A 22,727-nucleotide genomic window follows, 5' to 3' on the forward strand; every position below is an offset into this window, starting at 1 on the left:
TGGACGAGTTCGAACCGGTCGAGCCCTCACGTCCGGTTTGCGAGAACCCGACCCTGGAACCCACATGGTCTGCTCGCAATCGCGACCTGCGTACGTGAAGCGGGCATGGTCGCCCGCTCCGCCCCCCCGGGAAGTGATCACATGGATTACGCTACCAACCCTTCCGCATGAATTCGGCTATGTCCCTTGACGAGAGGATGGTCTCGGTGGCCTCCCAAGTCATGTCCGCGTCGCCGGCCACGTCCCGCGAGTAGCGACGTTCGACTGCAGGTTGGGTCAGCTTCACGCGTGCGGGAAACGATTTCACCGCATCCCGGTCGCGGAGTATCGCATCGACCCAATCGTCCTCGAAGGAATCCGGAAGCTGTCCCAGCACCTGGAATATGTCAGCGAAACGATCAGAGAGGGCGGTGTAGACGTCATCCTCGTAGGTGTTCGCATAGCGTAGGTTGGCAACGTGGACGGTGGAGCGGGTCTGGCCTATTCGCTGGATACGTCCCTTGCGCTGCTCAAGCCGGGAGGGGTTCCAGGGCAGGTCGACGTTCACCTGCGAGCCCAGGCGCTGCAGGTTGAGGCCTTCGCAGGCTGCATCGGTTGCCGCGACCAGTTTGATGGCACCGTCACGAACGGCATCCTTGATGGCGTTCCGGTCGGTGCGTCGCCTCTCTCCTCCGCTCAGTACGAAGGAACGGCCGCCGCCGGCATAGATCGCCACCGGCTGCTCCGGGAAGAGGCGGGCAAGCTCCCGTCCGACGAATTCCGCGGTGTCGTAGAACTGGCTGAAGGCGATCATGCCGTGCCGGTGCAGCCAGCCCCCCTCCCGGAGGTAATGCGCGATCACGGCCACCTTCGGATCCAGCCCTTCCCGCTGGGAGACCGCAAGCAGGTGCGCTTCGACCTCCCGCAGGCAAGTGATCTCCGATGGCATTAGGGCCAGGCGTTCGGCCTTGACGTCCGGCAGGTCGTCTTCGTCCTCGGCAATCGAACGAGGTTCCGCACCCTGCAGCAACAGCCGCGTCGTGTTAAGCCCCGCCTCCACGGACGATCCGATCCGCCGCAGGAGGATGGTCTTCATGAAACCAGCGGCCGGTCGTGATGCCACGTAGAGCGCGCAGAACCGGATCGCCGCGTCGTACGCCTTCCGAAACGAGAGGCCCATCTCCAGTCCGGCACCGGAGAACAGGTTGGAGGGAAGGCCGTCCGATTGACGGGGATGGACCATGACCTCGATCCGGGACAGCAGGCCAGCCTCCTCCAGCATGGGGCGGGACCGGCGGATCACGCGTCGGATGATCGGGTTCGTTTGCGTGGCGAGATGCGCGAACTCGGCACGGACCTGGCTCCTCAGGCCGCGGGAGAGGTCCTCGTACCGCGGGCCGTCCACCTGGCCGGCCGACATCCCGTGCAGCGACCTGATCTTCCTGTAGATCGCATCCTCGGACATCGGGGCGAGCGGGTTCCGCAAGAGACCCCACTGATCGGTCGGGTCGGTCGGCCAGCTACGCTCGCCGGTCAGGTATTCGATGGACGTATCCGAAATCCATCCCCGGCTTCCCTCCTTGCCGAGGACATGGATCGCACCTTTGGACAAGAGTGCCACGAGGTCGTGGATCTCGACCGCGTCGAGTTGGATCGGCGTCGCCGTGCCGAGGAGTACGTTCTCCGAGTTGGCGGCGACACGCTCCATGAAGTCGAGCAGGCGCTTCGCGCCGACGCGTCCGCCGTCCTTCCCGCCACGGTCAGCCCGGGCCTTGTGCGCCTCATCGAGCACCACCACGCCGAATCGGCGCCCGCGCAGGTGCATGGCCTCGCCGTCGTCGGCCCCGCTGACGATCACGCCTGTCGACACGATCCCGACACGCAACGGGCAGCGGGCGACCGCGGACGCATCCCCCTTGGGCGAGATCGCGAAGTCGTCGCCGTCGAGCCATTGCTTGCGGGTCGACGACCAGATCGCCGAGGGTATCCCCAGCATATCCCCCAGCTCGGTCTGCCACTGGCGGGTCAGGGTCGCCGGCGAGAGGATCAGAACCGGCCCATCAGACAGGAGGGCGAGGACGAGGGCCGCGGCGCCCAACGACAGGGTCTTGCCGAGACCCACGTCGTCGGCGAGGAGGAAACGGGCCTTCCCATGCAATGCATGGTCGTCCACGCATGCCTGCACGAAACGCTTCTGCCAGGTTCTCAGGATTTGACCGGTTCGGTAGAGAGGGCGGTCGCCGAGGGATGCCGCCGGATTGGAGAGGTGCCCCTTTGCACGAGCGTCCTCGATGGATGCGTACTCCGAGCGGCCCGCGACCGAACCGATATGCTCGATCACCGCCGAGGGCAGATCGATGCCGAGCGCCCAAAAGTGCTCGAATTCCTCACGGACCCACTCGGTCGCCTCCGGCGCATCGTCTTCCCAGAGGATCTCGTAGGAATGTCGCAGGCCGGTCGCGCTCTCGTTCATTGAGCCCACGAAGGCGGTCGAGCCACCGTCGCGGAACTCCAGTATCCCGGCCTTGCCGTGGAGGAACACGTTGCCGCCGTCGCGGGGGACCACGCGAACCTTCATCCGTCCCGACGCCAGGAGCCCGTGCAGGATGCGATACCGGTCTTTCGCCAGGAGTTCGTCGAGGCCGGTCCGGTCGGCCATCCACGCCGAGACGAGCGCCTGAGACAGCGCCCCCGCTCCTGCCGCGACGGCGCGTGCGACCCTGACATCGTTCGCGTCCACCTCGGCGTTGCAGACGATGCGGATCTCGTCGACCCCGCCGATCTCCTCGGAAACCAATTCGAGGAGGGACGACCGGAAGTATCCGGCGATGCGCAGATAGCGCTGTGTTCGCGACAAACGCTCGGCGAGCATGTCGCGGAGCGGCGCACGCCGTGACGAATGACGCAGGATCGTCACCGGACCGCCCCTACAGCCGGTCCACCTCCAGCCGCATGGCCATCATGTCCGCCGCCGCGCTTTCGTCCGGACGGGTCCCGGCCGTCTTGGTCGAGACGTACTTGGCGAACTCGATGAGCTTCATCCGGTGGCCCCAATAGTCCGCCTCGTACGTCGTTCGGAGGTACGCGAGGCCCTCCTTCGGATCGTCCTTCTGCATGGTCTTGTGAACCGCGAACAGGACACGTCGCAGGTGCGAGGAGCCAAACCCCTCGCCGTCCAGCATGGCGCCCTTCAAGGTCGCCGCTCCCGCAAGCGAAGCGGCGTTCGCCTTCTTCGATTCCATCAACAAGTGGTAGTTCTGGACCGAGAACGAGCGAGCGAAATCTTGGTAATCGGCGTATTTGGTGGCGCCGGTCGCCTCGACGTCCAGCATCCTGACGTAGAAGCGCGAGGCGGGATCGAGGTCCCGCCAGAGGGTCTCCGGGAACCCGTCCGGGACGAGCTTGTTATTCGCTACCTCGGCGGCGTACTCGATGAGACTACGTATGACCGTCTTCTCGCCCTTGGCCAGCTTGCGGTAGATGTCGACGCCGATCTCGCTACCGTCGATGTGGGTGTAGCCGGTGATGACACGGAGGGCCGCCGCGTAGGCGGCAAGCCGCAGGTCGCCGTCCGTGTAGAGACGTTCCGAGGTCCAATCGTTGTCGAGATCGTTCAAGACCGCAAGCTGTCGGTCGACCTCCGTCTCGATCTCGTACTCAATGTCCATCTTTTTGACCTTGGTGCCGGTCAGACGCTTACGCAGCACCAAAAGGACGGTGCCCTGTACGTAGTTTCCGGCGCCAGAGGGCTTCGCGATTTCGGTAACTACGTTCCAGGCAGCCGTCACGCGTAGACCGGCCGCCCACATGATCGCGGCAAGGTCAGCCCAGACGGCGACGTCCTGATGTGTGAACATGACGACTTGCATGCCATTGTCCGGCATGCGTTCCGACATGGCCCTGTAAGCGGCGACCATGTCGGATCGGAATCGTTCGTCAGTACCCTTGACCGCCATCTCTCGGCGGCTGTCCCAGATCCAATCCGAGAATGGGGATGGTGGCCGCTTCCGTAGCCAGCCTATGAAGAACTCGGTAATTTCATGATAGTTGATCGCGTCGGCGTAAGGCGGGTCCGAGACGCCGATGTCAATCGCGTCTTGGAAATCGAGCGCGGAGCGGTTCGAGACCACGGCAGAACCATGGATTTCCTGAAGATCCCCGAGATCAATTAGGATGTGCTCGCTGAGTCCCCGGGATGCCCTGACGCCATAGTTGAAAAACGTGTTGAAGGCTTGATTCGAAAACAGGTGGCTGATTGATTCCCGCGCCGCACCCGTGCCGTAGTAGCAGAGCTTATTTCCCCAATCCAAAGCCTTGGCTAGATTGAGGTAAAGCGCCGTCTGCATCCTCGGTTCGAGTTCGTGGATGTTTTTGGACACAAGTGCGAAGTACAGCAGTTGCCGAGCGCTTAGAAGATGATGCCAGTAGGTCCAGCCGCGCTCCCGACGCAGCCGCGCCGTCTCTGCCCCCGGGATGATCGGCTGATCCGGGATCAAGCCGGCAGCCTGCCAATCCTCAATGTTTCGTCGAACGATTGCTTCAACCTTCCTCTCCCTTTCGAGGTCTTCATCACGCACGCCGGAGAAGAACGTCGTCTGGCGGGCCTTATCGACCGTACCCTTCTCGATCCACTGTATGCAGTAGAGCCGCTCCTGAAAGATGTCGTCGGGCTCGGGAATGAATCCGGCCTTCGTCCAGGCACGGAGACGATTAGCCCCTCGACCGTCCTCGCCGCGGTAGTCACCGCGAATGACACCGAGCGCGACACCGTCACGCTCGGGATTGGCCGGATGTACCAGCCGGCCTTCGCGGAGCGTCCCCGTCTCGGCTAGAGCCATGTCAGTTTCGGAGACGCTGGTCGTGACTTCGATCCCGTACCGGCGGTTGACAGGGTCGGGGATCAGCGTGGCGACGACGTTGCGTGATTTCGAGATGACGAAGGTTGGAAGGACCGGCACCATCCACCCGGTTTTCGGACAACGCGTCTCGATGCAGTAGAGGTATGCCTTGGCGCGATTGCCGCTCGCGTCATTCTCGATACCGAGTTCCGCGATCTCTCGCTCGACCGCGGCGGCGACGTCTTTCTGAGCCTTCTCGAACGCCAACCGCGTTTCGGCCGAGGCGCCTACGACGTTAAACGTCCCCCACGTCAGCATGCAGGCGACCGGGTTCAAATCGGACGCGAGCACCTCGCAGCCAATCCGGGCAGCCTCGAACGGGATCGAGCCTCCTCCGCAGAAGGGGTCCGCGAGCGTCGGCGGATGTCCGAAGCGCATCACGCCTAGTTGGCGGACTAGCTCGTGCACGGATCGGGCGGTCGTCCCAAGGTGGGAGTTCACGTCGTCCCAGATCCCTTCGAGCAGCTCGCGTTCCGGGCAATCCTCAGGCCTCAGGCACAGGTCCAGGCGCCGGTCGTACGGAAGCGTGAGCAGCCACTGCGCCAGGAGCGCCTGTCGCTCAACCTTCGGAAGCGATTTACGCCATTTGGGAGGCTCCCCCGGTTCGATGACCTTGAGATAGCCGGGCCAGTCGGGGTCAACCTTCTTGGCCGGGAAGCTCGTCATGCGGCGTGCGAACGTAGTGTCGTCCATGCCCATCAGCAGGAGGAAAACACGCAGATCCCCTAATGCATCCTCGGTTGCGGGAAGCAGGCATCCGAGCACGGTCGCCCTGACCAGGATCAAGGGTTTGCGGCCCTTCCAGTACGTCCCCAAGGTTGTGAGCAGTTGCCCTTGCACCGCCGAGCGTTCCTTGAAGGATTCCGCCGAGACACGCCCGACCGGGAATTGTGCCTCGATGAAGGAGGGCGCATCCCGCAGGGAGTGGGGGACAGGGCCGGGATTGGTTAGGCCGTCCACGCGGGCGTTCATGCCAGGACCTCGACGTTAGCCGCGATGGCGCGCAGCGCCGCGAACTCGATCCTCTTTCGGCTAGCATCCTTCACGGGCGCGTAGGCGTCATTGCGCCGAGGCGGGAGCGTTCCGCGCCCAGTCACCGAGCCGAGGGAGAACACGTCGCGCCTCGTCCCGAAGCAAAGGGCCTTCGTGAGAGCGTCCCGCCACCCCATTCCGACCTGATGCGCGAAGCCGGTCGCCGCCGCCGTCATGGTGTAGAGCCACCAGCGCTCTTCGGGCTTGAGTCCGAGCCAGTTGCGAACCGCCACCTCGCATTGCTCAAGCGATACGACATCCTGCTCGACGGCCCAGACCAGAACCAGCAGTTCCTTGCCCAGAAGGCGCTGGACGCCGTTCCCCCCCTGTGACCAGGTTCCCGCTTTCCGACGCTCAAGCTTGAGCCGTCGGTTGAATTCCAGGCGGACCTCCGCCGAAATGGCGTCCCACTTGCCCTTGGTAAGCTGGGCTCGGAGGGTGACCTCCGGTGCCCAGAGATCCTCGGTGGCCTTGGGCGGTCGCCCATAGACCTCGAAGACATGCACGCTTTCCTTTGCGGTCCTGGGGACCTGCACGAGGTAGCAGTGTTCCTGGTAGTGGTCGGCGCAATCGAAACCAGACATTCTCGTCCCCTACCGACCTTCGTCCTGCGACCAGGCCATCCGCTCGAAGTCGAGCCCGAGCGCATCGGCGAACACCTTGTAGTCCTTGCCGGAGGCGAAGCTGATGCTGTTGAAGCTGCCGTTGGCGCGGGTCGCCGTGAAGCCGCCGGCGGCGGCCAAGGTGGCCATGATCGTCTCGATGGCCTCGGGCCGCAGCGCCACGTCATCCCCGAACGTGGTGTCGGCGAAGGTCTCCGGCTCCTCGGTGCCGACGTCGACCTGGCCACCGTGCACGGCCGAGCCGTGGGCGGACTTCAGCGCGGAGAGGGCATCGGTCAGGCGGGTGATGGAATCGAATTTCTGCCGTTCGAGCAAAGTGAGAGGCCAATCGTCACGGATGACGCGAGGCTCGGACGGTAAACGAGAAGATCCCGCGCGGCGGATCACCGACACATCGCCTGTACGACCGTCCACCACCGGAAGCAGGCGGACTTCGAATGCGTCGTGCGGTACGGACAGGGGTTGGGTCACGACGGTCCCGCGGGACGGGTCGGTTCCGTCGAAGGTGGCGCGGATCTCGGCCGCGCGAGGGATCACAGTCCATTCCACCTGCAACCCCCCTGACGTGGAGGTTGCATGGGCCGCCATCAGGACCGGTGCCAGCCATTCGTGGACCGGTCCGGTGATCGCCTCTCCCTTGGAGTTCACGCCGAGGAACCAGACGCGGGAGGCGCTCGTCTCGTAGGACCGCCCCGTGACCCGGCCCGATACGCTCGGATCGGGAGGGCCGCTCTCCGATGCGTAGACGATGTCGGCCTCCTCGGGGAGGATCACGAGCTTGTAGATGCCTTTGTCCAACATGGCATCGAGCGGGCCATCGAGGCGCACGGACACCGAGGTCTCGCGTTGATAGTCCTTCTCGACGAGGTCGTTGCGGAGGCGCCAGTGCTTGGTCCTGACGCTCTCCTCAATAAGGTAGTCGAGACCGCCCGACGCCAGCCAGTACCAGCCCGGCTTGGCCGCAGCCTTCCTGCGCAGCTCTGACCGCTGGACCATGTTCGCGTCGAACAGTGCGGTCTCAGCCTCTTCGCGCAAGGCCTTGATTTCCTTTTCTACCTTTGCCGAGGGGTAAAACTTACCGCGCTGCTCCAGCGTGGCGAGTATCTGCTCCTCGCCACGATAATCGTTGTTGTCGAACACCATCTGGAACTGCCCGAAGTCGCGCAGGCCACGCTCGGCGGGGAAGACGAGCGTCGTGAAGGTTTCCCGCGCGCTCGACGTGAACGAGTTCGCCGCCCGCACCCGAATGGTCTCGACCTCCTTGGATTGCGTGGAGTCCTTGCCGTGCCGAGCAAGGGTCGCCTTCTCCACGATCGTGATGGCGCGGATCTGCCTCGCCACGTTGCGCAGCGTCCCGAGCGAGGTAAGGTCGGCGGTGAGTACCAAAACGCGGTTCTGGCGATCCAGCTTGGCCCACCAGTCCGTCAAAGCCTTCGGCAGGTCCTTCGCCGAACGCTCCAGGACGATGAGCGTCACGTCATCCTCAAGGACCTTGATCTCGTCGAGCGAAGGAAGGATCGCGAGGGTCCGGTAGAGAGCCTTCGAGCGCGGCTCGAAGATCTCGGCGAGCTTCTTGCGCAACTCGTTGTCGACGACCTCCTCGGTCAGGCTGGTCGCGGTATTATTGATCTCGGAGATCACGTTGGCGGTCTGGCCGAAATAAACGCGTTCGTCCGGGCCCTTGAATAGGTACTCCGCTGTTCCGCTCAGCTTGTCCAACGCGGTGGATATGGCCGACGTCCGCGTCAGCGGGTCTACGAGACATTCGACGATGTCCGAGCGCCGCAGGCCTAGGATCGGCTGCTCCGCGGTGGAGAGCGATGCCATCAGGACGAGCTTCGAGACGGACGTCGCCGTCGTGGAGCCGGCCGCGTCGTCGATCAGCTCGGCCAGCGCGTTGCCGCGATCCGCCACGTCCTTGGAGATCGCGTTGGTGAAGTGGTTGTTGATCTTGCGGATCTCCTCGACCGTGCCGCCGTGGTTGAGGTCGAGGTGCTGCAGCCCGATCAGGAAGATCTGCTCGTCCGACTTCCATGCGTTCCTGACGGCCAGGCGTAAGATGCGGATCAGGGCACGGGTCTGCTGGTAACCCGGGTTCTCCTTGAACCTGGCGACGATGTCCCGGATCGAGGGATGGAACGGGTAGGTCTCGCGGATGCGCTGGATGAAGCTTTCCGGAACGGAGGCAATGTCGTCGATTTTTTTGGCCTTGTTGAGCTCGTCGACATACGCCTGCGCCACCTCGTCGATCACGTCGTCCGGCGGGAGGTCGTCGAAAAGCTTGCGGCGGATGATCTGGAACACCTCGCCGCTGTTCTGCTGGACCGGGGTGATGGCGTGGGCGTACTTCCCGTATTGCTTGTTGAGATTGTTGATCAGCGTCTTGAGGCGTCCCGACCCCTCGGCGAAGACGTCGTCCATCAGGTTCGTGACGACCACGCAGGCCCGCGGCAAACGCGTGAGCGCGTTGAACAGTCGCTCCAGCGCTCCGATGGTGATGTCGGCGAGCGTGGAATTGCCGACGGATTGCCCCTCGGCCATCTGGAGGTAGCTGGGCAGCTCGTCGAGCAGGATGAGCACCGGTTCGGTTCCAAGCGCCGCCTCCCATGCATCGACGCCGGGCACCTTGGCGCCGTCCTTCCAAAACCTGCTCATGGTTTCGGGTCGCCCGAGGCGCTCCGCCACAAGTCCCCATAGGAAGTTCTCGGGGTTCTGGTGACCGTTGAAAACCACCACCTTGGCCGCACCGAACGTCGCGGTGGGTGCAATGTTCGGAATGATGCGATGCCTGAGGCCGTCGTCCTGCGCCAGCAAGGCGAAGGCGATGAGCGAATGGGTCTTACCTCCGCCCATCGACTGGGAGAGATAGAACGCACCGCCGCTCGACCGCCCGGACAGCCGGTCGAAGCCGTTGCGCACGAGGGCACTGAGGCCTTCCGTGAAATGATTGCGCCGGAAGAACGCATCCGCATCGATACCCCGATGGAGATCGTCCAGATTGGCGATCTGATCCACCAGGCCGTCGTCGTCGACGAGGTCCGAGATCCGGCAGAGCTGGCGTACGGTCTGAATTGCCATCGGTCAGGCGACCCCGTCCGTAGCCGGGCGGGCGATCCGCCTGCTCTTCAACAATGCTTCCACGGCTTCCTCCACGAGTTCGTAGGCCGGGCGCTCCTCATCGAGGGCAGCCTTCTTAAGTTCGCGTATGAGTGGCGGCGAGAGGTAAACATAGAATGCCCTCCGCCCATCCTTCCGTATCGTCCCCGGAAGTGGATTGCGAGCCATCGAAGCCATCCAGATATCCAGATATCCAGCGTGGCCATTCTCAACGCCCCGGTCGATTCGGCAATCAGAATTGCTGCGGGGCATCCGTAAAGCATCACGCTTTCCGATCAGCGTGACCGAATCCTTCGGCTTGATGGTGCTGGGCATTCTGGAAAGGCACACGCGGGCAAACCGCGGGAACCCTGCACGAAACGATGGTCAGCCTTTAGTCCGCGGAAGGCTGATCTGGCCTACCAAGTCCGTTGCCGCGCAGTTCGGGTCCCCGGGGCGGGGATCTTGGATGCCATCCGCAGATACGGCTCCAGATCGAGCCCCTCGTACGCGACCTTCTCGATCCAGGCGCTCTCCCACGGCTCAGGCAGGGGATTTCCGTAGACCCCTCCCATGCCGTTCATCTGGTGGCCGACCATCTTCATGCGGGCGACGTCCGGCATCCCGGCGGCATGACAGGCGTCGATGAAGTTGTGGCGGAGGCTGTAGAGCACGAACCGCTTGTTCTCCACGCCCAGTGAGCGGAGGCGCCGGTTGATGCGTCGCGTCACGGCCGCGCTGTAATGCCCGTGGGCGTTCGGGGCCACGTCCCCGAAGAGCTGTCCCCTGACGTCCGACACCCGGCGTCGGCGTTCGAACAGGTCCAGGATCCCCATCCGTACGAGCATGGGGTGCACCGGCACCAACCGGTGACCGGCATGGGTCTTCACGGTCCTGGTTTCCTTCGGCCCCTTGCGGAGCGGGACGACATCCGGCTCCTCGTTCTCGGTATCATCGAGGCAGAGCACGTTCAGGTGGGGCCGACCGTTGTAGTCCTCCCTAAGGTCGCCGACCTTCAACTGCGCCAGCTCGCCCGGCCTGGCGCCGCTGAAGAGCATGATGATGGGCAGCCAGTAGGTGGCGGACAGCACCGGTTCCTTCGAGGTCAGGGCGAGGAGCCCGTTGATGTGGGCGGTCTTCAGCGGGAGGCGCTTCGACTTGGCGCCGGACTGCTCCTGTTGCCGCGACCGGATGTCGGTGAACGGGTTCGAGGCGATCAGTCCTTCCCGAACGAGGTACTCGAACATCCGCCGAACGGGGCCGAGGTACTTGAGATCGACGGTGACGCTGCCGATGGCCGGGTTGGGCACCCGGCATTTGTCGTTCGCGGCGATGGCCTCACGCAGGTCGTAGGTCTTGAACCGCTGCACGAATCGGTCGGGGACCCGGTCTAGCAGGTCCCTGTAGGCCTTCGCGTCGTCCCGTGAAACGTCGCGGATCGGCTTGTTGCCGACGCAGGTGAGGAACGACGCCAGGCGCCGGGGGACATCCTGCTGATGCTTGGCCCCGCCGCGCTTGCTGCTTTCCTCCGCGACGAACTGCGCGATGGCGTCTGCGACGGGCATGGCGGACCAGCGTTCCGCCTCGCTGCGCGCGAGTTCGTCCCGAAGCGTCGATGCGACGATTTCCTTCACGGACGGGTCGTCGCGGGCCGGTGCGGGAGGCGGCATCAAGCCTGCGAAAAGCGCCCGAAACGCCTCGAACGTCGCCGGGTTCCCGAGCGCGGACTCGGCGCTCCGCAGAGTCGCCAGCGTTTCGAGGGCTCCGTCGAGGTCCTCCAGGCCCTGCACGGTATCGGGAAGGCCCCCCTGGGTCATCCTCGCAACCGCTTCGAGGATCGAAACCGCAATCCTGTTTTCTTCTCCCCTGGGTCCTTCGCGCCGGAGGAGGTGGAGAGCCTCGACCGCGGTCACGACGTCGTCGGTACGGATCTCGCCGAGGCCGGCGGCATCCGCGGGTCGACCGACCGAGACGTCGCGGTCCCCGGTCCGTCGCATGGCCCCCCGCGCATCCCGAAGCGTCCGGTCCCTGACCTCGAAGGAACCCGGTGTGCCCTCGTTCGTGGAAAGCGCCTGTTCGAGAAGCGCCATTGCCACGTCCCTGGCGGGGCGCAGGGGCCGTTCGGACCTGAGAACCTCGTAGACGTCCTCGACCCTGACCAGCACGTCCAGCGCCCTCCGTCGTGCCTCGCGGGCACTGGCGGTACGCAGCGACCGGCGGATCTCGGCGATGCCGAGCACGTCGACGAGGTCTACCGGGACGATCTTACGAAACCAGAAACGGTCACCGCGCTTGACGACGTACACAGGCGCCCAGGGTCTGCGCTTGGACCGGGGTCCAGGCTGTGACAGGGCCCTGTGCCATGATGCTCCCGCACCACGACATAAAACATCAATAAATTCAACGACTTAGAGTGGCGGAGACGGAGGGATTCGAACCCTCGGTACCCCTTTCGGGGTACGCTCATTTAGCAAACGAGTGCCTTCAGCCGCTCGGCCACGTCTCCGCAGGCCGTCGATCTAGAATTTCGCGTCGGAATGGTCAAGCCGGGATTTGGGGTTTGCGTGAGAATCTGCGCGGCGGCGCTCGTAGTGCTTGGCGACGCGCAGGTGGCGCGAGATGGCGTAGTTCATGGCCGTGAGGAAACCGTAGGTGCCGCGCACGAAGTGGCGGCGGCCCACATAGGCCTTGAGAAAATTGCCCGGCAGTTCGACGAACAGGCGCCAGGTCGGGATCGTGACGCCGCGGGCGGCGAGATCGTCGGCCTGCTGATCGGAATAGCGGTTGAGCTTGTCGAGCTGGTCGCCGAGGGACCGGACCGAGAAATGGTGGATCACGCCGCGCAGGCGGCCCACGGAGGCGTCGGGCGCGAGGTCGACCCGGTCGTGGACGGGGGACGGCGCGTAGCGGCCCTGGTCCTTGCGGTAGAGCCGCACGGGCGTGAGGCGGTAGGCCCACGGATGCGGGCGACCCTCGCCGGGGAAGATTTCCGCGATGGCGATGCGGTAGGCCGGGTGCGCCGGCTCGCCCTTGGCGAAGGTGGCCCGGATGGCGGCGGCGAGATCGGCCGGCACCACCTCGTCGGCGTCGACGTTGAGGAGCCAGACGTGGCGACACTGGTCTTCCGCGAAGCGCTTCTGCGGGCCGTAGCCCGGCCAGTCGTTGTGGATCACTCGGGCGCCGAGGGCGGTCGCAACGGCTTGCGTGCCGTCGGTGGAGCCGGAATCCACCACCACGAGGTCGTCGGTCAGGTCCCGCACCGCCCGAATGGTCGCACCAATGCGGTCGGCCTCGTTCTTCGCGATGATGAAGACGGATAGGGGAAGCGCGGTCATCGCGGAGCCGACATCGGGTCTGTGATCCTTGCGGGGGAGGCGCCCCGCTCTAGCGAGCCCCCTCCCCGGCCACAACCTCGTGCGAATTCCGGTCGAGTCGCCAGGCGCCGCGCGAGGTTGCCGATTTAGCCCCCGCCGGATCAGGTCTGCCCCAGGCGTCGGCGCTGGACCTTGCCGTTGGGCGTGCGCGGCAGGGCGTCGAGGAAGCGGACCTCGCGCGGGCATTTGTAGGCGGCGAGGTGCTGGCCGCAGAAGGCCAGGAGGTCGGCGGCCTCGGACGTAGCGCCGGGTTTCGGAACCACGAAGGCCGCGATCACCCTAAGGTCGGCGCGCACGGCGAGTTCGGCCACCCCGACCTCGGCGACATCGGGATGACGCGCCAGCACCGCCTCGACCTCGCTCGGCGACACCCGGTAGCCGAGCGCGTTCATGAGGTCGTCGTTGCGGCCGTGGAACCAGAGGTAGCCGTCCGCGTCGAGGCGGGCGAGGTCGCCGCCCGTGAACCACTCGCCCCGCGTCACCGCCGCGTCCTCGTCCGGCCGGTTCCAGTAGCCGAGGGTGAGGCCCGGCTCCGAGCGATGGACGGCGAGGAGGCCGATTTCTCCCGGCGGCAACGGCTCGGGCGGTCCATCCGTGGGCAGGATGGCGACGCGGCGCCCGGGCTGGGGCCGACCGGGCGAGCCCGGCCGCACGGGAATGGTCGGGCCGCTGGAGACGTAGGTGGAGATCTCGCTCATACCGAGGGCCTCGTAGAGGGGCTTGCCCGTGGCGGCCTCCCAGGCGGCGAGGAGCTCCGGCGACAGGGCCTCGCCGGCCGTGACGCCGTGGCGCAGGCCCGAGAGATCGTGGGCGGCGAGGTCCGCGTATTTGAGGATCTGGCGGTAGAGACTCGGCACGGCGGCGAAGATCGTGGCGCCGTGGCGGGCGATGAGGGCCGGCCACAAGGCGGGATCGCGCGGGCCGTCGTAGAGCACGGCGGTGGCGCCGCAGGCCCACGGATCGGTGACGCCGACGCCGAGGGTGTAGGTCCAATTCAGGGTGCCGGCATGCAGCATCACGTCGGTGTCGGTGAGGCCGAGCCAGTGGGCGTGCATCGGCGCCCGGCCGCGCACGGAGCGATGGGCGTGGCGCACGCCCTTCGGCCGGCTGGTGGTGCCGGAGGTGTAGACCAGGATGGCTTGGTCTTCGGCCGCCGTGTCGGCATAGGCCGGCAGGGGCGGCCCCGCCTTGAAGGCGGCGATATCGGCGGGGCGCAGGACGATGCGGCCGACGACATCGTCCGGATCGAGGGTAACGTCGGCGCCGGCCACGATCACGGCGGCCCCGGAATCCTCCGCCAGGAACGCCGCCTCGGCCGGCGTCAGCTGCGGCGAGGCCGGCAGGGCGACGAGGCCGGCGGCGAGGGCCGCGAAATACGTGAGGACGTAGTCGGCCTCGTGGCCGAGGCGCACCATCACCCGCGCGCCGGGCTCGAGGCCGAGGCCGAGGAGCCCGGCCGCGATGGAGCGCACGGCCCGGTCCGCCTCCGCGAAGGTGAGGATCGCGCTCGCTCCGTCGGCGCCCGCCATGACGAGGGCGGCCTTGTCCGGACGCAGGCGGGCGTTCTCGGACAGGCAATGGGCGGCGGCGTTGAAGCGGTCGGACACGGGCTTGGGTCTCTCCCTCGTGATTTTTCCGATGTGATACACCGCCTCGTCACGGAAATTCGAGCCGCATGGGAGGCTCGGAGAAAAGGTCGGGCTCTGCCCGACACCCGCCGAGGGGATGATCCCTTCGGGAACCCCGGATGGGATCGGGGGCCTTCAGGAGGGGGCCTTCAGGAAAAGCCGAGGCTCGCGCGCAGGGCCTGCGGCTCGGTCCCCTGCGCCCGCAGGTCCGCGAGGCTCTGGGACCCACGGGATTTCGCGAGCTTGGCCCCCGTGGCGTCCAGCAAGAGGGAATGGTGGTGGTAGCGGGGGGAAGCGAGCCCGAGGAGGGCTTGCAGAAGGACATGCAGGTCGGTGGCGGCGAGGAGATCGGCGCCGCGCACCACGTGACTGACATCCTGCGTGGCGTCGTCGGTCACCACGGCGAGGTGATAACTTGTCGGCACGTCGCGCCGGGCGATGACGGTGTCGCCCCAGCGGGCGGGGTCGGCGGGGGCGAGGTGCTCCGGCCCTTGCGTATCGAAGGCGGTGAAGCGGTGGGGCCCCGGAGCCGTCGCCAGGGCCCGGTCCATGGCGAGACGCCAGGTATGGGGTTCGCCCCGCGCGAGGCGGCCGGCGACGGCCCCCTCCGTGAGATGGCGGCAGGTGCCGGGATAGAGCGGTGCGCCATCGGGATCGCGCCGGATCGCCTCCGCACGGTTGGCCGCCGCCGCCACTTCCGAGCGCGAGCAGAAGCACGGATAAGCGAGGCCCCGGGCCGCGAGGCTTTCAAGATTCGCCCGGTAGGCGTCCATCTGCTCCGATTGTCGGCGGACCGGCCCGTCGAAACGAAGCCCGAGCCAGGCGAGGTCGTCGATGACGGCCGCGATCAGGTCCGGGCGTGAGCGGCCAGGATCGATATCCTCGATTCGCAGGAGGAGACGGCCGCCGAAACGCGCGGCCAAGCGGGCGTTGAGCAGGGCCGAGAAGGCATGGCCGAGGTGGAGCCGACCGTTGGGGCTCGGAGCGAACCGAAACGTCGGCACGGATACCGGACCGGCCGGATCAGTCACCGGTGCGGCGCAGGCACCGCATCTCGCCCGCCACGCAGGCGATGCCCGGCAGGGAGCAGGCGGGGCCGTCCGCCTGACGCTGACACACCCGGCAGCCGTCGCCCCACTCGGCGCAGGTGAGGTCGGCGCTCGGCGCCACGGCGACGGGCCGGTGCGGCGCGGGGACTAGGGTACCGATCAGCACCGCGGCGAGAACGATCGCGGCGATGCCGCCCAACACGGTTCGGTCGGTGCGGGCGGAGGCGGGGTCCGGCGTCGAAGCCGCGAAGGGGGAAGGAGCGACCATGGTATCCGTGTGCGCGTGGCGGCGGGCCCGTGTCAACGCGCCGATCCGTCAGGCGGCGTCCGACCGCCGGTCGAGGAGCGCCGGGAGGGCGCGAAGGTTGAGGGGCTTGGGCAGGAAATCGTCGAAGCCGGCGGCCTGCGCGGCCCGTTCGTCCTCACGCCCGGCATTGGCCGTGAGGGCCACGAGGTGGAGCCGGCGGGCGCCGCGCGCCGCCTCCAGGGCCCGGATGCGGCGCGCCGTCTCGAGGCCGTCGAGGCCCGGCATACGGATATCCACGAGGGCGAGGTCGAAGCGGCCGTCCTCGAACAGGGCGACGGCTTCGAGCCCGTCGCGGGCCGGCACCACGGTGGCGCCGAGGCGTTCCAGGGCCTTCGTGGCCAGGAGCGCGTTGATGGGGTTGTCTTCGGCGAGGAGCACCCGGGCGCCCGAGCGGGGCGCCGGTTCCGACGGGGCATCGACGGCGGGCTCCGCGGCCGCCGAGGGCGAACTTGCCGGCGCCTTCAGTCGGTCGAGGAGGGAGCGGGCGCGCACGGGCTTGATGAGGTAGCCATCGAAGCCCGCGGCCCCCGGCGCCCCGAATTCCCGTCGATCGAACGGAGAAAGCAGGACGAGGCTGCAGCGCACGCCGTGCCCCTTGGCCGCCCGAGCCAGGGTCCGCACGGTGGAATCGCCCAGCGACCGGTCGGCGATGACGGCATCGAAGGGCTGGGTCGCGAGGGCCGCGAGGGCGCCCGCCTCAATGGAGACCACCTCGGCGCGCGCCCCCGCGCGCACCAGGCGGCGGGCGAGATACGGCGCCTGGAACGGCGATTGCGCCACGATGAGCACCCGACGTCCATTGAGGGACACCGGCTCCGGCGGTGGCGCCGAAGCATCCTCGGCCAAAGGAAGGATGGCCGTGAAGCGGCTGCCCTGCCCCACAAGCGACTCCGTCTCGATCCGTCCGCCCATGCGGGCGACGAGGCGGCGGGTGATGGCGAGACCGAGGCCCGTGCCCTCGTGGCGGCGGCTGGCGCTGCCGTCGCCCTGCTCGAACTCCTCGAACAGGTGCGGAATCCGCTCGGGCGGAATGCCCGGCCCGGTGTCGCGCACCGTGAGGGCGACACCGTCCTCCGTCCGCGCGATCTCGATCCCGACGCCGCCGGTTTGCGTGAATTTCACGGCGTTGCCCGCGAGGTTGACGAGGATCTGCCGCACGCGGTCGGCGTCGCCGATCACCGCGCCCGCGAAATCCTCGCCCAGATCGAGGGCGATCTCGATGCCCTTGTCCTGAGCCCGGGGCGCCAGGAGTTCGACGACGCCCTCCGCGAGGGCCGCGAGGTCGAAGGGCGCGGCGGCGAGGTCGAGGCGGCCCGACTCAATCCGCGAGAAATCCAGGATGCCGTCGATGAGCGACAGGAGGGCCTTGCCGGAGGTCCGCACCGCCTCGACGTAGGTGCGCTGCTCGGCGTCGAGGCCGGTGTCGAGGACGAGATCGGCCATTCCGAGGATGCCGTTGAGCGGCGTGCGGAATTCGTGGCTGACGGTGGCGAGGAAGCGGGATTTCGCGACGTTGGCCGCCTCGGCGCGGCTCAGGGCCTCGTCGAGGGACCGGGCGGCTTCGATCCGGCCGGTGATGTCCGAGCCGGCATGCAGCCATTGGGTTTGGCCGTCGGAGCCGACGACCGGCATCTCGATGAAGGAGAACCAGCGTGGCGGCCCGTTCACGGGCGCGAGGCGCCGCTCGATCCGTCGCACCCCGTCGGGGCCTTCCGCCATCGGGCCATGCTCGAGGCAGGGCACCTCCACGGTGGACCCGACGAGGGCGAAGGCATCCGTGCCGACGAGGCATCCGAATCCCGCATTGGCGAAGGTGATCCGCCCCAGGGAATCGCGTTGCACGATGAGTTCGGTGGTCGCCTCCACGAGGGAGCGGTACCGCTCCTCGCTCTCGGCGATCCGCCGGACGCGGTCGCGCAGACGCTCGATCTCAGCCCCCTCCCCCGGTGAAGGGCGTCCGCCCTGGAGCGTCCGGCACAGGAGAAACGCGACGGTCACGACCAGGACCGCCACGAGGAGCAGAAGAGTCTGGCTGGTCATGCGTCTCTCCCCGACGCGACCGGAACGGCCTATCCGCGACGTCGGGCCACGATGCCGACGGGGTTTGAACGACGGCTTTCGAAAGAGGCTTAAGCATTCCCTGCCGCAAGGCATCGGATTGGAGACGCTCGAAGACCGCCGGCGTGGGGGGCGCCGAAGGCCGCCCGCGCTTCACGGGCCGGTCCCGATGGTGTAGGCGCGACGGCTCCACCCAAAAGCCCGCGATCCGGGCCGGCCGCGAGAGCGCAAGCGCCCATGACCGAACCGAGCCCCGTTACCGCCCCCGCCCAGGCCCGCATCGCCGCGACCTTCGCCCGCTGCCGGGCGGAGGGCCGCGCGGCCCTCGTCACCTATGTGATGGCGGGCGACCCCGACCCGGAAACCTCCCTCAAGGTGCTGGAGGCCCTGCCGGCCTCGGGCGCCGACATCGTCGAATTCGGCCTGCCCTTCACCGATCCCATGGCCGACGGTCCGGCGATCCAGGCGGCCGGCCTGCGGGCGCTCAAAGCCGGCCAGGGCGTCGACAAGACCCTCGACCTCGTGCGCCGCTTCCGGGCCGGCAACGCCGAGACGCCCGTGATTCTGATGGGCTACTACAATCCGATTCACACCTACGGCGTCGCGCGCTTCCTCGACGACGCCGTGGTGGCGGGCATCGACGGCCTCATCGTGGTCGATCTGCCGCCGGAGGAAGACGACGAGCTGTGCCTGCCGGCGCTCGCCAAGGGCCTCGCCTTCATCCGCCTCGCGACGCCGACCACGGACGAGAAGCGCCTGCCCGCCGTCCTCGCAAACACCGCCGGCTTCGTCTATTACGTCTCGATCACCGGCGTCACCGGCACGGCGACGCCGGATTTCGGCAAGGTGGCCGACGCCGTCGCGCGCATCCGGCGTCACACCGATCTGCCCGTCGTCGTCGGCTTCGGCGTGCGGACGGGAGCGGATGCCGCCGCCATCGCGCGGGGAGCGGACGGCGTGGTGGTCGGCTCGGCCCTCATCGACGTCCTGCGGAGCAGCCTCGATGCCGAAGGCCGCGCGCAGGCCAGCACCGTGGACGCCGTGAGCGCCCTCGTGCGCGACCTCGCGGCGGGCGTACGCCGGGCGGCCGAAGTCTGACCCGATTCCCGGAACATTCAAGGACGGCATCACGATGATGGTTGAGCCGATGAACTGGATCTCGGAGGTCGTGCGCCCCAAGATCAAGACCCTGTTCAAGCGGGAGACCCCAGAGAACCTCTGGGTCAAGTGCCCCGATACCGGCCAGATGGTGTTCCACAAGGAGGTGGAGAGCAACCATTGGGTCATTCCCGGCTCCGAGCATCACCTCAAGATGAGCGCCCGCGCCCGCTTGAAGATGATGTTCGACGAGGGCACCTGGATCGATGTCCCCCTCCCGGACGTCGCCGCCGATCCGCTCAAGTTCCGGGACGAGAAGCGCTACGCCGACCGTCTCAAGGATGCCCGCGCCAAGACCGGCATGCCCGACGCCTTCAAGATCGGTTTCGGCCGCGTCGGCGGCCTGCCCATGACCCTGGCGGCCCAGGACTTCGCCTTCATGGCCGGGTCCCTCGGCATGGCGGCGGGCGAGGCTTTCGTGCGCGGCGCCGAGACGGCCCTCGACAAGCGCACACCCTACATCCTGTTCTCGGCCTCCGGCGGCGCCCGCATGCAGGAAGGCATCCTCTCCCTCATGCAGATGCCCCGCACCACCGTGGCGATCCGCAGGCTGAAGGCGGCCCGGCTTCCTTACATCGTGGTGCTGACCAATCCGACCACGGGCGGCGTCACCGCGTCCTACGCCATGCTGGGCGACGTGCATCTGGCCGAACCCGGCGCGCTCATCTGCTTTGCCGGCCCGCGCGTCATCGAGCAGACCATCCGCGAAAAACTGCCCGATGGATTCCAGCGTTCGGAATACCTGTTCGAGCATGGCATGATCGATCAGGTCGTCCACCGGCACGCCCTCAAGGAGACCATCACCCGCCTGTGCGGTCTCCTCATGAATCAGGACGCGCCCTTGTCCCCCCGGCCGGCCCCCATGGCCGAACCGGCTTGAGCCCCGACCCGGTTCACGCCGGCTCGCCAGCGTGAACCAAGTCGGTTTTGATGTATCGCGGGTTTTCACGCAAAACCGGCGGCCACTTTTGCGAAACCCGCTCACCGACGCGACGCCGCCCATGGATTCCTCAGACGCGCTCATGGCGCGCTTCCTCGCCCTGCACCCGCGCACCATCGACCTGTCGCTCGGTCGCATCGAGCGCCTGCTCGAACGCCTCGGCCATCCCGAGCGCAAACTGCCGCCGGTGATCCACGTCGCCGGCACCAACGGCAAGGGCTCCACCATCGCGTTCATGCGGGCGATCCTCGAAGCCGGGGGGCTGGCCGCCCACGTCTACACCTCGCCCCACCTCGTGCGTTTCCACGAACGCATCCGCATCGGAGCCGTGGGGGGCGGACACTACGTCCCCGAGGAGCGGCTGGCCGACGCCCTCGCCCGCTGCGAGGCCGCCAATGACGGCGAGCCGATCACGGTGTTCGAGATCACCACGGCGGCGGCCTTCCTGCTGTTCTCGGAATCCCCCGCCGACGTGCTCCTCCTCGAGGTCGGCCTCGGCGGGCGGGTGGACGCCACCAACGTCATCGACCGGGTGGCCTGCGCCGTGGTCACCCCCATCGGCCGCGACCATGCCGAGTATCTCGGCGATACCGTCGAGGCCGTGGCCACGGAGAAGGCCGGCATCTTCAAGGCCGGGTGTCCGGCGGTGATCGCCGCGCAGGATTATGCGGAAGCCGATGCCGTCCTGTGTCGGATCGCGGAATCCGTCGGGGCCACCCCGGTCCAGGTCGGCAACCAGGATTTCTCCGTCCATGCCGAGCGCGGGCGCCTCGTGTTCCAGGACGAGATCGACCTGTTCGATCTGCCGCGTCCGCGCCTCAACGGCCGCCACCAGCTCACCAATGCGGGCACGGCCATCGCGGCCCTGCGGGCGGCGGGCTTCGGCGATATCGGCACGGCCGCCATCGAAGCGGGTCTCGGCTCCGTCGATTGGCCCGGCCGCCTCCAGCGCCTCAGCCGGGGCCGCCTGTCCGAGCTCGTGCCGGCGGGCGCGGAGCTGTGGCTCGACGGCGGCCACAACATCGACGGCGGCCGCATCCTCGCCGCCGCCATGGCCGATCTCGGCGAACGCGGCGACGTCCCCCTCGTCCTCGTCGTGGGCCTTCTTGGCACAAAAGATGCCGAGGGCTTCCTGCGCAACTTCGTCGGCCTCGCCCGAACCCTGATCGCCGTGCCTATCGCCGGCCAGATGGCGGCTCGTCCGGCCGAGGAAGTGGCGCAGATCGCCGCCGAGGTCGGCCTCGAAGCCCAGGTGGCGTCGAGCGTCGAGGCGGCCCTCGAGGGCCTGAGCACCGCGACCTTCACCTCCCCTCCCCGCATCCTCATCTGCGGCTCGCTCTACCTCGCCGGTGCCGTCCTGACGGCCAACGGAACTCCGCCAACCTGAGCTCGGCCCGGGGAGCAGCCTCTTCCCCCGGCAAGTGTGACCGCCACGCTACATCTTGGCTGTGGAAAGTCGGATAGCTTGCCCAGCGATCGGGCAACTCGCTGGGGATCAAAAAATGAAAAAGCTTCTGACGTCTTTCGCAGCCTTCACGGCTCTCACGGCCGCCGCCTCGGCCGCCGACCTTCCGCGCCGCGCCGCGCCGCCGGTGTTCGTGCCGGTGCCGGTCTTCACCTGGACGGGCTTCTACGCCGGTTTCAACGCCGGTTACGCCTTCGACGCCGGCAGCTTCGACGGCACCACCGCCGTGGTTGCCTCCGGCGCTTCGGGCATCTTCCGCAACCCCGGCCTCGTCGGCGGCAACGGCGCGGTGATCTACTCCGACCGCAGCTCGCAGGAAGGCTTCACGGGCGGTGGCCAGATCGGCTACAACTACCAGTTCACCCCGGGCTCCGGCGTCGTGGTCGGTATCGAAGCCGACGCTCAGTACGTCGATTTCGGTCGCAACCGTGGTCGTAACGCCGCCTTCATCGGCACCCCGAACCCGGACCTGACGTTCATCAACCCGAACGGCCTGTCCAGCCTCGACTTCTTCGGCACCGTGCGCGGCCGCATCGGTTACGCCTTCGATCGCGTCCTGTTCTACGGCACCGGCGGCTTCGCCTACGGCTCCGGCAGCGCCGACCGTTCGTTCGGCGGCTTCCGCGGCAACGACAGCTTCCGCACCGGCTACGCTGCCGGCGGTGGCATCGAGTACGCTCTCCCGACCGACTCGTTCCTGAACTTCTTCCGTTCGTCCGCCGTGACGCTGAAGGTCGAAGGTCTGTACGTGAACCTCGACCGCACCGCTGCCAGCGATGTGTTCGCCGTCTCGAACAGCACCGGCCTGCAGTTCCGTACCAACACCCCCTACGCCACCACCACCGTCGGCAACACCCGTGGCCGCGACACCGAGTTCGCCGTCATCCGCGCCGGCCTGAACTACAAGTTCGGCTCGTACTAAGCCGAACCGCTTCCGGTCTTACGGAACTTGGGATGCCCGGCCGAAAGGCCGGGCTTCCTTCGTTCGAGGGGGGCTCAAACGAAAGGCCCGGCGCTCACGCGCCGGGCCTTTCGTTTGCGGCCTCCACCGGGCGAACCATACGCCCCTCCGGAACCCGCACCCCGTTTGAGATCGGCACGGGCCCCCAGGGGCGATGAC

The 22,727-nt window shown here is 67.1% G+C and carries 15 protein-coding genes and 1 tRNA gene; 4 read left to right on the forward strand and 12 right to left on the reverse strand.

What is annotated here, in order from left to right; all coding sequences use genetic code 11:
- Positions 1 to 151: 151 nt before the first annotated feature.
- The 12 genes from BM249_RS06615 to BM249_RS06670 all read right to left on the reverse strand — a co-directional run bounded on the left by BM249_RS06615 (position 152) and on the right by BM249_RS06670 (position 18,026).
- Complete coding sequence (locus BM249_RS06615) at positions 152 to 2,896, reverse strand: helicase-related protein (RefSeq protein WP_244528622.1); 2,745 nt, start codon at positions 2,894 to 2,896, stop codon at positions 152 to 154.
- 10 nt (positions 2,897 to 2,906) lie between these two features.
- Positions 2,907 to 5,849, reverse strand: a complete 2,943-nt coding sequence (locus BM249_RS06620; RefSeq protein WP_091970180.1) for an anti-phage-associated DUF1156 domain-containing protein — start codon at positions 5,847 to 5,849, stop codon at positions 2,907 to 2,909.
- Positions 5,846 to 6,493, reverse strand: a complete 648-nt coding sequence (locus tag BM249_RS06625) for a DUF3780 domain-containing protein (protein WP_091970182.1) — start codon at positions 6,491 to 6,493, stop codon at positions 5,846 to 5,848. Before BM249_RS06625 ends, BM249_RS06620 begins: the two co-directional genes overlap by 4 nt.
- A gap of 9 nt (positions 6,494 to 6,502) precedes the next feature.
- Positions 6,503 to 9,610: a DUF499 domain-containing protein gene (locus BM249_RS06630; RefSeq protein ID WP_091970185.1), complete on the reverse strand. Its 3,108-nt coding sequence runs from the start codon at positions 9,608 to 9,610 to the stop codon at positions 6,503 to 6,505.
- 3 nt (positions 9,611 to 9,613) lie between these two features.
- Positions 9,614 to 9,964 (reverse strand): hypothetical protein, encoded by a 351-nt coding sequence (locus BM249_RS21930; protein ID WP_244528623.1) that lies wholly within the window; start codon positions 9,962 to 9,964, stop codon positions 9,614 to 9,616.
- Between the two features lie 83 nt (positions 9,965 to 10,047).
- The gene (locus tag BM249_RS06640; RefSeq protein ID WP_091970189.1) at positions 10,048 to 11,934 is read right to left on the reverse strand and encodes a DUF6538 domain-containing protein; all 1,887 of its coding nucleotides are present in this window, start codon (positions 11,932 to 11,934) and stop codon (positions 10,048 to 10,050) included.
- Positions 11,935 to 12,042: 108 nt separating this feature from the next.
- Positions 12,043 to 12,134 (reverse strand) — tRNA-Ser (locus tag BM249_RS06645).
- Positions 12,135 to 12,147: 13 nt separating this feature from the next.
- Positions 12,148 to 12,963, reverse strand: coding sequence for a glycosyltransferase family 2 protein (locus BM249_RS06650; RefSeq protein ID WP_091970191.1), 816 nt, complete (start codon positions 12,961 to 12,963; stop codon positions 12,148 to 12,150).
- 140 nt (positions 12,964 to 13,103) lie between these two features.
- Complete coding sequence (locus BM249_RS06655; protein ID WP_244528624.1) at positions 13,104 to 14,609, reverse strand: acetate--CoA ligase; 1,506 nt, start codon at positions 14,607 to 14,609, stop codon at positions 13,104 to 13,106.
- A 170-nt stretch (positions 14,610 to 14,779) separates the two neighbouring features.
- Complete coding sequence (gluQRS, locus tag BM249_RS06660) at positions 14,780 to 15,634, reverse strand: tRNA glutamyl-Q(34) synthetase GluQRS (protein WP_244528625.1); 855 nt, start codon at positions 15,632 to 15,634, stop codon at positions 14,780 to 14,782.
- Positions 15,635 to 15,653: 19 nt separating this feature from the next.
- Positions 15,654 to 15,947, reverse strand: a complete 294-nt coding sequence (locus BM249_RS06665) for a hypothetical protein (RefSeq protein ID WP_091970195.1) — start codon at positions 15,945 to 15,947, stop codon at positions 15,654 to 15,656.
- 48 nt (positions 15,948 to 15,995) lie between these two features.
- On the reverse strand, positions 15,996 to 18,026 hold the full coding sequence (locus BM249_RS06670) for an ATP-binding protein (protein WP_091970197.1): 2,031 nt from the start codon (positions 18,024 to 18,026) through the stop codon (positions 15,996 to 15,998).
- A 255-nt stretch (positions 18,027 to 18,281) separates the two neighbouring features.
- Here BM249_RS06670 and trpA point away from each other — a divergent pair, with 255 nt between their 5' ends.
- The 4 genes from trpA (at position 18,282) to BM249_RS06690 (ending at position 22,529) form a co-directional block, all read left to right on the forward strand.
- Entirely contained in the window at positions 18,282 to 19,142 is an 861-nt protein-coding gene (gene trpA, locus BM249_RS06675; RefSeq protein ID WP_091970199.1) for a tryptophan synthase subunit alpha, read from the forward strand.
- Positions 19,143 to 19,176: 34 nt separating this feature from the next.
- Positions 19,177 to 20,082 carry an acetyl-CoA carboxylase, carboxyltransferase subunit beta gene (gene accD / locus BM249_RS06680; protein ID WP_425284801.1) on the forward strand — a complete coding sequence of 302 codons (906 nt, stop codon included), beginning with the start codon at positions 19,177 to 19,179 and terminating at the stop codon, positions 20,080 to 20,082.
- Between the two features lie 121 nt (positions 20,083 to 20,203).
- Positions 20,204 to 21,529: a bifunctional folylpolyglutamate synthase/dihydrofolate synthase gene (locus tag BM249_RS06685; protein ID WP_091970201.1), complete on the forward strand. Its 1,326-nt coding sequence runs from the start codon at positions 20,204 to 20,206 to the stop codon at positions 21,527 to 21,529.
- Between the two features lie 115 nt (positions 21,530 to 21,644).
- Complete coding sequence (locus BM249_RS06690; protein WP_091970205.1) at positions 21,645 to 22,529, forward strand: outer membrane protein; 885 nt, start codon at positions 21,645 to 21,647, stop codon at positions 22,527 to 22,529.
- Positions 22,530 to 22,727 lie beyond the last annotated feature (198 nt).

It is taken from the genome of Methylobacterium gossipiicola, from assembly GCF_900113485.1.
Lineage (GTDB): Bacteria > Pseudomonadota > Alphaproteobacteria > Rhizobiales > Beijerinckiaceae > Methylobacterium > Methylobacterium gossipiicola.